Source organism: Bacillus sp. NS1 (assembly GCF_058248265.1).
Map to the genome: position 1 here is coordinate 1 of NZ_JBZAZF010000001.1, position 13,919 is coordinate 13,919.

The following is a 13,919-nucleotide window of genomic DNA, read 5'->3' on the forward strand; positions in this document are numbered from 1 at the left end:
CATCTGTCCGCTCGACTTGCATGTATTAGGCACGCCGCCAGCGTTCGTCCTGAGCCAGGATCAAACTCTCCGATAAAGTAGTTTGACTGACTACGCACATCACTGTGCGATTTTATAAAAATGAATTAACAGGTACGTTTTGTCTTGTTTAGTTTTCAAAGAACTTTGTGTGCTTCTCCCGAAGCGACTACTTAATAGTAACATTTTTAGTTAACTAGGTCAACACTTTTTTTAAAAAGTTTTTGCTAGTGATGTTTGTGTCTTTTAAAAGACAACAGAAATGATTATACCATAATTATTATGACTGTAAAGGGTTATGGCACAAAAAAAGCGCAGCTATTTCAGCTGCGCTTTTTCTCACACTTCTTCTTGTGTTTCTTCTTGCTCATCTTCTTCGCTTTTCTCTACCAATGCTACTGTAGCAACATGCTCTTCTTCCGCCATTCTGATAAGGCGTACACCTTGAGTGACACGTCCGGTGATTGAGATATCATTAATGTCCATTCTAATGAGTACGCCGCTTGCTGTAATAATCATTAGATCCTCTTCACCTTTAGTAGCTTTTACTGTTACTAATTGGCCGTTGTTCTCGGTGATTTTCGCTGTTTTGAGTCCTTTTCCGCCACGGCTTTGGGTTCTATACTCTTCAGCCGGAGTTCGTTTTCCGTAACCTTTTTCAGTTACGATAAGGACATGTGATTCTTCCTCTAATATTTCCATGCCGACAACAACGTCATCATCGGTCAAGGTTATGCCTTTTACGCCTGCCGCAGTTCTTCCCATTTCCCGGACATCTGTTTCAGGGAAACGGATCAGCAATCCATTTTTCGTTCCGATGATCATTTGTTTTGTGCCGTCAGTTAGACGTACACCCATCAATTCATCATCCTCACGAAGACTCAGGGCGATTAGGCCATTGTTGCGGATATTAGCGAACTGAGACAGTGAAGTTCGTTTTGAAACCCCGTGCTTTGTTGTGAAGAAAAGGTAAAGCTCCGCATTGAATTCAGTGACTGGAATAATTGCGTTAATCCATTCACCCTTTTCTACCTCAAGCAGGTTAATAATCGGGATTCCTTTTGCTGTTCTGCCGTACTCAGGGATTTCATATCCTTTTGCACGATACACTTTCCCTTTGTTCGAGAAGAAGAGAATCGTGTCATGAGTTGACGTAGATATTAAATGCTCAACGAAATCATCTTCATTTGTTCCCATCCCCTGTACACCTTTTCCGCCTCGTTTTTGACTGCGGTAAGTTGATGCAGGAAGACGTTTGATGTATCCGTTGTGTGTCAGAGTGACGACGATATTTTCTCTCTCGATAAGATCTTCATCTTCAATTGTTTCCAGTCCAGAAGTGACGATCTCCGTACGTCTCTCATCGTTGAAACGCTCTTTGATTTCAGTGAGTTCTTCACGGATGATCTCAAGCACTTTATATTCATTTGCCAAAATGTCTTTTAGCTCTGCAATTAATTTAACAAGAGATAGATATTCTTCTTCAATCTTTTCACGTTCTAGTCCTGTTAAACGCTGCAGCCTCATATCGAGGATCGCTTGTGCTTGCTTCTCTGTCAATGAAAATTGTTCAATTAGACCTGTTCTCGCGATTTCAGCCGTTTGAGAATTACGGATAAGAGAAATAACTGCATCGAGATGATCAAGAGCAATTCTCAAACCTTCCAAGATATGAGCTCTCGCTTCAGCTTTACGCAATTCATATGCCGTACGGCGTCTGATTACGACTTTTTGATGGTCAAGGTAATGCTCCAGGCATTGCTTTAGATTTAAAACTTTCGGCTGACCGTCAACAAGCGCAAGCAGGTTAATACCAAAAGATGTTTGCAGCGCAGTTTGTTTGTATAGGTTGTTTAGAATAACATTTGCATTGGCATCGCGTCTGATTTCAATGACAATTCTCATACCTGTACGGTCTGATTCATCGCGTAAATCTGTGATGCCCTCTATCTTCTTGTCCCTAACGAGATCTGCAATTTTCTCGATTAATTTAGCCTTGTTTACTTGGTAAGGAATCTCTGTTACGACAATTCTTTCTTTGCCTGAAGATGTATGATCGATCTCAGCTTTTGCCCGAATCGTAATAGAACCTCGACCAGATTCGTATGCCTTACGGATACCGCTGCGTCCCAAGATTTGACCCGCAGTCGGGAAATCAGGCCCTGGAATGAATTCCATAAGTTCCGAGATTGTGATGTCCGGGTTCTCACTGACAGCAAGTACACCATCAATGATTTCCCCAAGCTGGTGCGGAGGAATGTTTGTTGCCATACCTACCGCAATACCGGCAGCACCGTTCACGAGCAGATTCGGGAACCTTGAAGGCATAACAACGGGTTCTCTTTCTGACCCATCATAGTTATCCTGATAATCAATTGTGTCTTTTGTGATATCTCGAAGAATTTCCATCGAGATCTTAGACATTCTTGCTTCTGTATAACGCATGGCAGCCGCTGAGTCTCCGTCAACAGAACCGAAGTTTCCGTGACCGTCAACGAGCATATAACGATAGTTGAAATCCTGTGCCATTCTGACCATGGATTCATATACCGCTGAATCACCGTGCGGGTGGTATTTCCCGATAACTTCTCCAACGATACGCGCGGATTTTTTATAAGCCTTTTCACTCGTCATCCCCAAATCATTCATAGCATACAAAATCCGTCTATGAACCGGCTTTAAACCGTCACGAACATCTGGAAGAGCACGGGACACAATAACGCTCATTGCATAATCCAAGAAGGACGTACGCATTTCCTGACTGATATTTATTTCACGAACTTGTGGTGTGTTTTGTTCACTCATTAAAAAACCTCCCTGAAGTATCACATGAAATATGTGGGAGTAGATTGTCCATTATGATCTTCAATACGATTTCACTATTCTCCATTATATCAATAAACTTATGATTATACACATTAAATTGCTAGAATATATAGGTATTGCAAGCATTACTGCATCTGATCCCGTTCAGAAAAAAGCCTTATTTCTAATTGGAAATAAGGCTTTTTATATTAGATGTCAAGATTTTTAACGTATCTCGCATTTGCTTCTATGAAGTTTCGGCGCGGTTCTACTTTGTCGCCCATCAGCATTTCAAATGTCTCATCCGCATCCATAGCATCTTCAAGAGTTACCTGAAGAAGTGTTCTAGAGCTCGGATCCATCGTTGTCTCCCATAGCTGGGTGGCATTCATTTCACCAAGACCTTTATAACGCTGCAATCCAGGCTTAGGCGTTTGAGGCAGCGTTTTTAGCAGGTCTTCAAGCTCCTTGTCATTGTATGCATATTCAACACGTTTCCCCTGTTGAACCTTGTAAAGCGGCGGCTGCGCAATGTACACGTAGCCATTTTCGATAATCTGACGCATATATCTGTAAAAGAACGTTAATAGCAGTGTTCTGATGTGCGCGCCATCAACGTCGGCATCTGTCATAATGACAACTTTGTGGTAACGGGCTTTCTCCAGGTTGAAATCTTCCCCGATACCTGTGCCGAGCGCTGTAATCATAGAGCGAACTTCGTTGTTAGAAAGGATTTTATCCAGTCTCGCTTTTTCAACGTTCAGGATCTTACCTCTAAGCGGCAAAATAGCTTGGAAATGTCTGTCGCGGCCTTGTTTAGCAGATCCTCCGGCAGAGTCACCCTCTACGATATACAGCTCGGAGATGCTCGGGTCTTTTGACGAGCAGTCCGCCAGCTTACCGGGAAGGTTTGAAATTTCCAAAGCGCTCTTGCGGCGTGTTAATTCACGCGCTTTTTTTGCAGCCATTCTTGCTCTTGCCGCCATTAATCCTTTATCGACAATTTTTTTGGCCGCATCTGGATTTTCCAGCATAAATGTTTCCATCGCTGTAGAAAATAACGTATCGGTAATCGTCCGCGCTTCTGAGTTGCCTAGCTTTGTTTTCGTTTGGCCCTCAAACTGCGGATCAGGGTGTTTGATTGAAATAATCGCGGTCAGCCCTTCTCTTACGTCATCTCCGCTTAGGTTTGGATCATTTTCTTTAATAAGCCCTTTTTTTCTGGCGTAATCGTTGATAACACGAGTCAGACCCGTTTTGAAACCCGCTTCGTGGGTACCGCCTTCGTACGTGTTAATGTTATTTGTAAAAGAGTAAATGTTGCTTGTGTAGCTGTCATTGTATTGCAATGCCACTTCAACCGTAATGCCGTCCTTTTCGCCTTCGATGTAAATCGGCTCTTCATGGACTACTTCTTTAGAACGGTTTAAATACTCTACATAACTTTTAATTCCGCCTTCGTAATGGTACTCATTTTTGCGCTCTTGCCCTTCACGTTTATCTTCAATCGTGATGTTTACGCCTTTTGTCAAAAAGGCTAGTTCGCGCACACGGTTAGCAAGCAGATCATAATCATACACAGTTGTTTCTGTGAAAATCTCAGGATCCGGGACGAAATGTGTCGTCGTTCCTGTATGATCCGTTTCGCCAATGATCTCAAGGTCTGAAACCGGAACTCCGCGTTTATAAGTTTGACGGTGGATTTTACCGTCACGGTGCACCGTCACAACAAGCTCGGTTGAAAGCGCGTTTACGACTGACGCACCTACACCGTGCAATCCTCCAGACACTTTATAACCGCTTCCGTCAAATTTCCCTCCGGCATGGAGCACCGTCATAATGACTTCTACTGCAGGACGGCCCATTTTTTCATGAATACCGACTGGAATACCGCGACCATTATCTATTACCGTGATGCTGTTGTCTTTTTCAATTTGGATATTGATATCCGTACAATAACCTGCGAGGGCCTCGTCAATACTATTGTCGACAATTTCCCATACCAGGTGGTGAAGGCCTTTGCTGTTTGTTGAACCGATATACATCCCCGGTCTTTTACGAACAGCTTCCAATCCCTCTAGTACCTGTATCTGATTTTCATCATAACTGTTTTGCTGCTGTTCCATAGCCACGTCATTCACCTACACTTTTCTAAACGATATATTCGTGATAAAAAATTTCTAAGAATCTATTTCAAACATAAATTGCGCACGTTTTTTTAATGTGCTGGAAGATAAGGGAGAGTAATATATATTCTGAACCGTGACTACGATAGATTTGGGCGTGCCGTTTACGGAAGGCACCACCTTGTGTTTCTGTTTTTTCAGAAATTCTTCAACAATAGGCGACATGTTGGCTTTAAAGTCAAAAATGCCGACAATATCTCGTGTTGAAACCACAAAGTCATCACCTAAATGAATATACAATTGCCCACCTCATTTCTTCACTTCACTAACGCACCGTTTTGCACACGGAACATTCCTGCTTGGCGTAAGGTTTCGTGATCAATGCCATCAACGCTTGTCGTTGTGACAAACGTTTGTACACGGCCTTGGATCGTATGAAGCAAGTGCGACTGGCGATAATCATCCAGCTCACTCAGTACATCATCCAATAGTAAAATGGGATATTCTCCGATTTCTTCATGGATCAGGTCAATCTCCGCCAGCTTAAGGGACAATGCCGTCGTTCGCTGCTGTCCTTGAGAACCATACGTCTGCACATCGCGTCCGTTCACGTAGAAAAGAACATCGTCACGATGAGGCCCTGACAGCGTAACACCGCGCTCAATTTCCTTTTCTCTTAATTTAGAAAACGCTTCTTGATAGCTATCTCCTATTTTCGACAAGTCTACAGGATCTGATACCTCAAGAGCCGTATGGTACTTTAGGGTCAGCTCTTCAAGCCCTCTTGAGATGCCCGCATGGATAGGCTGAGCCCATTTTTCGAGCTGCGCTGTAAACTGCAGGCGTTTTACGACGACTTTTGCTGCAACTTCTACAAGCTGATCAGTCAAAACATCAAGCATCGTTCTGTCAGTTTGTTTTCTTGTTTGCAGCTGCTTCAAAAAATGATTTCGCTGGGAAAGGATTTTCTGGTAAAGAGAAAGGTCATGCAGGTAAACAGGAGAAACCTGTCCGATTTCCATGTCAAGAAACCGCCTTCTCACTTGAGGGCTCCCCTTTACAAGATTTAAATCTTCCGGCGCGAACATAATGGTGTTGAGGGCCCCGACATACTGGCTGAGCTTTTGCTGTTCAATATGATTGACCTTGCCCTTTTTACCCTTTTTGGAGATGACGAGCTGCATCGGGATCGCTCCGTTTTGCTTCATCACTCTTCCCTCTATTTTAGCATAGTCTTTGTCCCACCGTATAAGTTCTTTGTCATTTGACGTCCTGTGCGATTTCGCCATGGACAAGACATAGATCGCCTCCATGAGATTTGTTTTCCCCTGGGCGTTTTCTCCGATGATCACATTTACTTTATTTTCAAATTGAAGTTCAGCATGGTCGTAGTTGCGGTAAGATGTCAGTTCTAAGTTCTGGATATACAATCAGTGTCACCCGCTTTAATTGACGACTTGAAATGAACCAAATCCTTCAATCTCTACCACATCTCCAACATACAGCTTTCTGCCACGGCGATTGTCCGGCTCGTTGTTCACAAGCACTTCATGTTCGCTTAAAAACCACTTTGCCATACCGCCTGACTGAATAACATCGGCTAATTTCAAGAATTGTCCGAGGGTAATCATCTCTGTATCAATTGAAATCGGATTTGCCATTATATCGACCTCTTTCAAATATCACTAATATCTAATTGTACTAAAAAAAAACGAATTAGGGAAAGGGAAAACTTGTCGGAGCAGATGCCGAATAGAAAAGCTGCCGAACGTGTCGGCAGCAGTGTATCGGATTAATAGGTTCTGACAGGAAGGATAAGCTGTACAATCGTTTCATCATTCGGTGTACGTATTAAGAAAGGTCTCATTGCACCTGTAAAGCTTACGCGTATTTCTGCTCCTTCAAGCACCTTTAGTGCATCCAACATATATTTTGGACTAAATGAGATATTTAATTCCTCACCTTCAATTTGATCAGCAAGAATCGCTTCGACAACTTTACCGATTTCAGGTGAGTTGGAAGAGATCTCAATGGATTCAGCTGGTTTTGCAGACAGCTTCACCACGTTGTTGCGTCCCTCTCTCGCTAAAAGAGATGCACGATCAATCGCCTGAAGGAATTCTTTTGTGTTCACAATGATTTCGGTTTTGCTTTCTTGCGGAATCAGGCTGGTTGTATCCGGATAATTTCCGTCCAGAAGCCGCGAGAAGAATAAAACGTTTTTCGCTTTAAACAGAACTTGGGTTTCTGTGATCACGATATCTACAAGTTCCTGGTTGTCATCCAAAATCTTGCTGAGTTCAGTTAAGCTTTTTCCCGGAATCACGACGTTATAAGATCTGTCTTCTGGAATATCGAGTTTCGCTTTTCTTAATGCAAGACGGTGGCTATCCGTCGCAGTGCATAATAATTCACTTCGCTCCACTTTCCAGTTTACACCTGTCAAGATAGGGCGTGTTTCTGAGGTGGACACGGCGAATACTGTTTGTCTGATTAGATTTTTTAACAAATCAGTCGGAATTTGAATCGCATGATGTTCTTCGATCTGCGGCAAGTGCGGATACTCATCAGCATCCAGCCCGTTTAGATTAAATTCAGCTTTGCCAGAACGGATAATCGTCAAATACTGGTTTTGCACTTCGATTTCTACAGTCGCCATCGGCAGTTTTTTTACAATCTCACTAAAGAAGCGGGCTTGTAAAACAATGCTTCCAGGCTGTTCTATTGTGACGATCTCTTTATCTCCTTCTTCTTTTGGAATGAAGGATTCAATTGAAATATCTGAATCGCTTCCTGTAAAGGATACGCCATCATCTGATGCAACAATCTTAACACCAGTCAGAATGGGAATCGTAGTTCTGGATGAAACTGCTTTTAATACATCTTGGACACTTTCAACAAGACGATCTTTTTGAATCGTGAATTTCATTTTTATCCTCCTAACGGATAATGTATTAATATATATATTTTTAAAAAATAGTAGAAGTAATAGTAGGGCTTGTGGATTTGTGGATAAGTTGTGAAAAAGACAGGAAACACAGCCTATCCACATGTGGACAGACTGTGTATGACTTCTGAAAAGTTATTCACACTTTCCCCGATTAATCCCCGGTCCTGCTATTTAAGCTGTTCTTTAATTTCTTTTACATGCTGCTGAAGCTGTTCATCGTCTACCAGCAGTTTTGAAATTTTTTCGTGCGCATGAATAACGGTCGTATGGTCACGGCCTCCAAACTCTTCACCGATTTTAGGAAGAGAGGAATCAGTCATTTCTCTTGATAAATACATAGCGATTTGACGCGGGAAAGCTACTGATTTTGTCCGTTTTTTTGCTTTGAAATCCTCGAGTTTAATATTAAATTGCTGGCCTACTACCCTCTGAATTTCTTTTATCGTAATGACTTTCGGTTTTGAGGAAGGAATAATATCTTTCAGCGCCTCAGCTGCCAGATCAGCATTAATATCTTTATTAATTAATGATGAGTAGGCAACAACCCTGATTAAGGCTCCTTCAAGTTCCCGAATATTGCTGTCGATTTGATTTGCGATGTATAGCATGACCTCGTTCGGAATATCGAGGCCCTCCGCTTTGGCTTTTTTTCTTAAAATCGCAATTCTGGTCTCCAAATCAGGCGGCGTGATATCTGTAATCAGGCCCCATTCAAAACGTGAACGCAATCTGTCTTCTAGTGTCGGAATTTCTTTTGGCGGTCGATCACTTGAAATGACGATTTGTTTGCTTTCCTCGTGCAATGTGTTAAAAGTATGGAAAAATTCTTCCTGGGTCTGTTCTTTCCCCGCTAAAAATTGAATATCATCTATCAAAAGCACATCAACATTTCGATAGCGATTGCGGAAATCGACGGCTTTATTATCTCGGATAGAGTTGATGAATTCGTTTGTAAATTTCTCAGAAGACAGATAAACCACTTTGGCAGAAGGATTATGATCTATAACGTAATGGCCGATCGCATGCATTAAATGTGTTTTCCCTAAGCCGACGCCCCCATAGATAAATAAAGGGTTGTATGCTTTCGCGGGCGCTTCCGCAACTGCGAGGGAAGCAGCGTGTGCAAATCGGTTTCCAGATCCGATGACAAAAGTATCAAAGGTATATTTTGGATTGAGCATATTTTGAGGAAAATCTGATGTATCTTCTTTGACCGCTTTTTTGACTTGCGGTTTCGGCAGAAAGTCTTCAACATCCTGATTTTGAGGAATGACAAACTTAATGCTCAATTCTTCCCCGGTTAATTCATATATAGTATCTGCAATCAGATGCAAGTATCTGGACTCCAGCCAGTCTCTGGCAAATTCATTAGGAGCCGTGATTGTCAATGTATCTCCCTGCAGTGAGTGCGCTTTGGTTGATTTCATCCAAGTCTCAAAACTTGGTTTGCTCAACTTTTTTTCGATTTGAGCAAGAGCTTGATTCCACAGGTCTAATATATTTTCCATCTTCCAGCACGTCCCTCCTTTTCATAGAAAATGGTGTCTTTCTCTGTTATAGAACACAAAAAAAGAGCAAATGGCGCTTGCCATTCGTACACATTAAATGTTGAAAACATATAATATAGTAGATAAATAGCTTTTCGACAAATTTCACAACTTGTGGACAACATTCTACACAAGCTGTGTGAAATCAATCCACAACTTATCCACACTTTGTGGATAAAAGGGAAAGGCAAGATTAGTAATCAAGAGTTAAAACACAAATATAATACCAAAATAAATGAGAGCTTGCAATGGTTGTCACAATCTTATCCACAAAGCGGACAACCTGTTGAAAAAATCTTGTCCACAGTGGTTGGTAATGTGAAAATGTTGTCGATAACCTCTGTGGATATTGAAAAAAGGCAAAAAAGATATCCACATACGTTATTTTAGAGGCAAATTGTTTGGATTTGTCTTTTTTTCGTTAAATTAAGGAATCTGAAAAATAAGGTTTCGAAAGTTGAAAAGGTATGGTATCCTATTATGGTTGCAAGAAATAAAAGCACTAGTGAAGTTGACAATGAATAGGTAACGCAAATATAATAATTAAGACTGTCTTTAGCAGCTATTCCTCGAGGGAGGTGTCATAAATGAAAAGAACATTCCAACCGAATAACCGTAAACGCAGTAAAGTTCATGGCTTCAGAAGCCGTATGAGTTCAAAAAACGGTCGTCTAGTTTTAGCACGCCGTCGCCGTAAAGGCAGAAAAGTATTATCAGCTTAGGCCACTGAATAATGTCAGTGGTCTTTTTTCACATTATGGGAAAAGATAGATGTGATGCGTGATGAACTGGGGGATGCCCCCTAGTTCTGATGCATCGCATTTTCATAATGAATTTTAAAAGTTTCTGCCAGCCAGTATCGGAGTGAGTCATTTGAAGAAGCGAAATCGTTTAAAGAAAAATGAAGATTTTCAAAAAGTGTTTAAGCATGGGACATCAATAGCAAACCGCCAATTTGTCTTATATACGCTTGATCAGCCTGAAAACGATGAGCTGCGCGTCGGGCTTTCCGTCAGCAAAAAAATTGGCAACGCTGTGATGCGAAATCGGATCAAACGTTTGATTCGGCAGGCTTTTCTTGAAGAGAAAGAGAGACTGAAGGAAAAGGATTACATCATTATTGCCAGAAAACCGGCGAGCCAGCTGACATATGAGGAAACGAAAAAAAGTCTGCAGCATCTATTCAGGAAATCTTCTTTATATAAGAAATCTTCGCCAAAATAGGCATTATCACTGCTTTCTTACAACTTTTAAAAGCGCTTCCTTTCTGGTTGATCAGAAAAAGACACCATTTAAAACTGAAAGATGCTAAAATACATACAAGTATGCTTTGCAATAAAAGAGTGTAAAGATTAATTATAGGAGGAAATGTTGTTGAAAAGGAGAATAGGGTTGCTATTAAGTATGGTTGGCGTATTCATGCTATTGGCTGGATGCTCGAGTGTGAAAGAGCCGATCACTGCAGATAGTCCGCATTTTTGGGACAAGTACGTAGTATATCCATTGTCTGAGCTCATTACGTATGTAGCGAAATTGACGGGAGATAACTATGGACTTTCAATTATTCTTGTTACTATTTTAATTCGTTTATTAATTTTACCGCTGATGATTAAGCAGCTGAGAAGTTCGAAAGCAATGCAGGCTTTACAGCCGGAAATGCAAAAGCTTAAAGAAAAATACAGCTCAAAGGATCAAAAAACACAGCAAAAGCTTCAGCAGGAAACAATGGCTTTATTCCAAAAGCATGGTGTTAATCCATTGGCGGGATGTTTCCCGATTTTAATCCAGATGCCGATATTAATTGGATTCTATCATGCGATCATGAGAACACAGGCGATTTCAGAGCATAGTTTCTTATGGTTTGACTTAGGAGAAAAAGATCCTTTCTATATTCTTCCTATCGTTGCCGGTGTCGCTACATTTGTTCAGCAAAAACTAATGATGGCGGGCAATGCGCAGCAAAATCCGCAAATGGCGATGATGCTTTGGATTATGCCGATTATGATTATCGTATTTGCGATCAACTTCCCGGCGGCTCTTTCTCTTTATTGGGTAGTCGGTAACTTATTTATGATTGCACAAACGTTCCTCATTAAAGGGCCAGATATTAAAAAAAGTCCTGAGCCGGAAAAAGCCGGAGGAAAGAAAAAGTGAGGAATGTGACTGCTGCAGGGCGAAATGTCGACGAAGCAGTACAGTCCGGATTGCAAGAGCTGGAATTAACGAAGGATAAAGTAGAAATTACCGTTATTGAAGAGGGAAACAAAGGGTTTCTCGGTATTTTCGGTAAAAAGCAGGCGGTCGTAAAGCTGGTTGAAAAGATTGATCCGATTCAGCAAGCGAAGGCTTATCTTCAAACAATTGCCGAAGCTATTGCCGGGAAGTCTGATGTGACTGTTCAAGAAAACAAAAAGTCAGTGAGTTTCCATATAACAGGTGAAAAAACGGCATTGTTGATTGGGAAAAGAGGACAAACCTTAAATGCCCTTGAAACTTTGACACAGCTTGCCCTTAACCGTTATCCAGGCCAATATAAAAATGTGACGGTAGATGCAGAAAACTATCGTTCGAAAAGAAAAGATACACTGAGTCAGCTGGCCATCAGGCTTGCAGACCAGGTTTTGAAAACGAAAAAAACAGTTCATCTTGAACCTATGCCGTCCAGTGAAAGAAAAATCATTCATGATACTCTTTCTGGATATGATCACCAGATCAAAACGTATTCAATGGGTGAAGGCGAAAATCGCCATCTCGTTATTTCCCATAAAAGATAGCATAAAACCGAAGTCCAGTAAAAAGCGGATTTCGGTTTTTTTGTATGATAAAAATCTATTTTTCCTAGTGATATCAAGCTTTTGCCGTTTAAGTTTTTTCTTTTTAGGTGTATCCTGTTGATAAAAAGGAAGTTCAGGAAATAAAATTAATTGTTATTCACATGTGGATAAGTTAAAGTAATAGGAGGCGAATTCCTAATTCTGTGGATAACACATCTTCCACTTCGAACCAAACTATGTTATCTTTTAGTTTTGGCATAATAAAAATTTTTTTATATAGATGAAAGTATAAGTAAAGAGAGGTGAACAGCATGGATACAATTGCAGCAATTTCCACTCCGATGGGAGAAGGCGCGATTGCGATTGTACGGTTGAGCGGACCAGAAGCAATTCAAATCGCAGATAAAATTTATAAAGGACCGAAGGGGAAAACACTCAGTTCGGTCGAGTCACATACGATTCATTATGGTCATATCGTAGACAGGCCTTCGGATCGTGTCGTTGAGGAAGTAATGGTATCAGTGTTAAAAGCACCGAGAACTTTTACACGTGAAGATGTCATCGAAATTAACTGTCACGGGGGAATTGTGACTGTGAACCAAGTGCTTCAGCTTGCATTGAGAGAGGGAGCGAGACTTGCGGAGCCTGGTGAATTTACGAAACGCGCGTTTTTAAACGGCCGAATTGATCTTTCACAGGCGGAAGCGGTTATGGACTTAATCAGAGCGAAAACGGACCGGGCAATGAACGTCGCCATGAATCAAATGGAGGGGCGTCTTTCTGCTTTGGTGCGCCGTTTACGCAGTGAGATTTTAGAAACGCTGGCTCATGTTGAGGTGAATATCGATTATCCGGAGTATGATGATGTAGAGGAAATGACGCATCAGCTTTTGGTTGAAAAGGCAACTGCCGTGAAAAAAGAAATTGAGGCGCTGCTAAGGACTTCAGAGCAAGGAAAAATCTTGCGTGAAGGTCTTTCTACTGTCATTATCGGCCGGCCGAATGTAGGAAAATCATCTCTTTTGAACAGCCTCGTACATGAGGCAAAAGCCATTGTGACCGATATTCCCGGAACGACTCGGGATGTAATTGAGGAATACGTTAATGTTAGGGGCGTTCCACTTCGTCTGGTTGATACAGCAGGTATTCGTGAAACAGAGGATATTGTTGAACGAATCGGTGTTGAACGTTCTCGCCAGGTTCTTAAGGATGCGGACCTGATTTTACTTGTGCTTAATTATAGTGAAGAGCTTTCTGAAGAAGACGTGAAGCTTTTTGAAGCCGTTGAGGGCATGGACGTTATCGTGATTATGAATAAGACTGACCTTGAGGCGAAGATTGACAGTGAGCGTGTCCGTGAGCTTGCCAATGGACGTCCTGTTGTCACGACATCTCTATTAAAAGAAGAAGGCATCAATGATTTAGAAGAAGCGATTCAATCGCTGTTCTACACGGGTGCCATTGAAAGCGGAGATCTGACTTATGTCAGCAACACACGACATATCTCTATTTTACAGCAAGCAAAACGTGCCATTGAAGATGCGCTTAGCGGCATCGAACAGGATGTCCCGATCGACATGGTGCAAATCGACCTTACAAGATGCTGGGAGCTTTTGGGCGAAATCATCGGAGATTCTGTCCACGAAAGCTTAATTGATCAGCTCTTTTCACAATTCTGTTTAGGAAAATAATAAAAGGA

Annotated in this window: 12 protein-coding genes and 1 rRNA gene; 5 read left to right on the forward strand and 8 right to left on the reverse strand. The window is 41.6% G+C overall.

The features are described from left to right. From AC4CV5_RS00005 to dnaA, 8 genes are all read right to left on the reverse strand, one after another. Positions 1 to 76, reverse strand: a 16S ribosomal RNA gene (locus tag AC4CV5_RS00005); the annotation flags it as partial. A 281-nt stretch (positions 77 to 357) separates the two neighbouring features. Then, positions 358 to 2,823, reverse strand: coding sequence for a DNA topoisomerase (ATP-hydrolyzing) subunit A (gene gyrA / locus AC4CV5_RS00010; RefSeq protein ID WP_490921842.1), 2,466 nt, complete (start codon positions 2,821 to 2,823; stop codon positions 358 to 360). A gap of 209 nt (positions 2,824 to 3,032) precedes the next feature. Next, positions 3,033 to 4,949: a DNA topoisomerase (ATP-hydrolyzing) subunit B gene (gene gyrB, locus AC4CV5_RS00015; RefSeq protein ID WP_044430220.1), complete on the reverse strand. Its 1,917-nt coding sequence runs from the start codon at positions 4,947 to 4,949 to the stop codon at positions 3,033 to 3,035. Positions 4,950 to 5,003: 54 nt separating this feature from the next. After that, entirely contained in the window at positions 5,004 to 5,249 is a 246-nt protein-coding gene (gene remB, locus AC4CV5_RS00020; protein WP_003219266.1) for an extracellular matrix regulator RemB, read from the reverse strand. Between the two features lie 17 nt (positions 5,250 to 5,266). Further along, the gene (gene recF / locus AC4CV5_RS00025; protein ID WP_166846084.1) at positions 5,267 to 6,379 is read right to left on the reverse strand and encodes a DNA replication/repair protein RecF; all 1,113 of its coding nucleotides are present in this window, start codon (positions 6,377 to 6,379) and stop codon (positions 5,267 to 5,269) included. 15 nt (positions 6,380 to 6,394) lie between these two features. Beyond that, entirely contained in the window at positions 6,395 to 6,610 is a 216-nt protein-coding gene (rlbA, locus tag AC4CV5_RS00030) for a ribosome maturation protein RlbA (RefSeq protein WP_003219264.1), read from the reverse strand. Between the two features lie 131 nt (positions 6,611 to 6,741). Continuing rightward, a complete protein-coding gene (dnaN, locus tag AC4CV5_RS00035; RefSeq protein WP_166846087.1) occupies positions 6,742 to 7,878 on the reverse strand; it encodes a DNA polymerase III subunit beta in 1,137 nt (378 codons plus the stop codon). 188 nt (positions 7,879 to 8,066) lie between these two features. After that, a complete protein-coding gene (gene dnaA / locus AC4CV5_RS00040) occupies positions 8,067 to 9,407 on the reverse strand; it encodes a chromosomal replication initiator protein DnaA (protein WP_166846090.1) in 1,341 nt (446 codons plus the stop codon). Between the two features lie 626 nt (positions 9,408 to 10,033). Here dnaA and rpmH point away from each other — a divergent pair. The 5 genes from rpmH (at position 10,034) to mnmE (ending at position 13,911) form a co-directional block, all read left to right on the forward strand. Then, positions 10,034 to 10,168, forward strand: coding sequence for a 50S ribosomal protein L34 (gene rpmH / locus AC4CV5_RS00045; RefSeq protein ID WP_003178075.1), 135 nt, complete (start codon positions 10,034 to 10,036; stop codon positions 10,166 to 10,168). Between the two features lie 151 nt (positions 10,169 to 10,319). After that, positions 10,320 to 10,670, forward strand: coding sequence for a ribonuclease P protein component (gene rnpA / locus AC4CV5_RS00050; RefSeq protein WP_338443605.1), 351 nt, complete (start codon positions 10,320 to 10,322; stop codon positions 10,668 to 10,670). Between the two features lie 144 nt (positions 10,671 to 10,814). Then, positions 10,815 to 11,600, forward strand: a complete 786-nt coding sequence (gene spoIIIJ / locus AC4CV5_RS00055; protein ID WP_166846093.1) for a YidC family membrane integrase SpoIIIJ — start codon at positions 10,815 to 10,817, stop codon at positions 11,598 to 11,600. Continuing rightward, positions 11,597 to 12,220: an RNA-binding cell elongation regulator Jag/EloR gene (gene jag / locus AC4CV5_RS00060; RefSeq protein WP_373922709.1), complete on the forward strand. Its 624-nt coding sequence runs from the start codon at positions 11,597 to 11,599 to the stop codon at positions 12,218 to 12,220. The genes spoIIIJ and jag overlap by 4 nt, the downstream gene beginning before the upstream one ends. A gap of 311 nt (positions 12,221 to 12,531) precedes the next feature. After that, positions 12,532 to 13,911, forward strand: coding sequence for a tRNA uridine-5-carboxymethylaminomethyl(34) synthesis GTPase MnmE (mnmE, locus tag AC4CV5_RS00065; protein ID WP_166846098.1), 1,380 nt, complete (start codon positions 12,532 to 12,534; stop codon positions 13,909 to 13,911). The last annotated feature ends 8 nt before the right edge of the window (positions 13,912 to 13,919 follow it).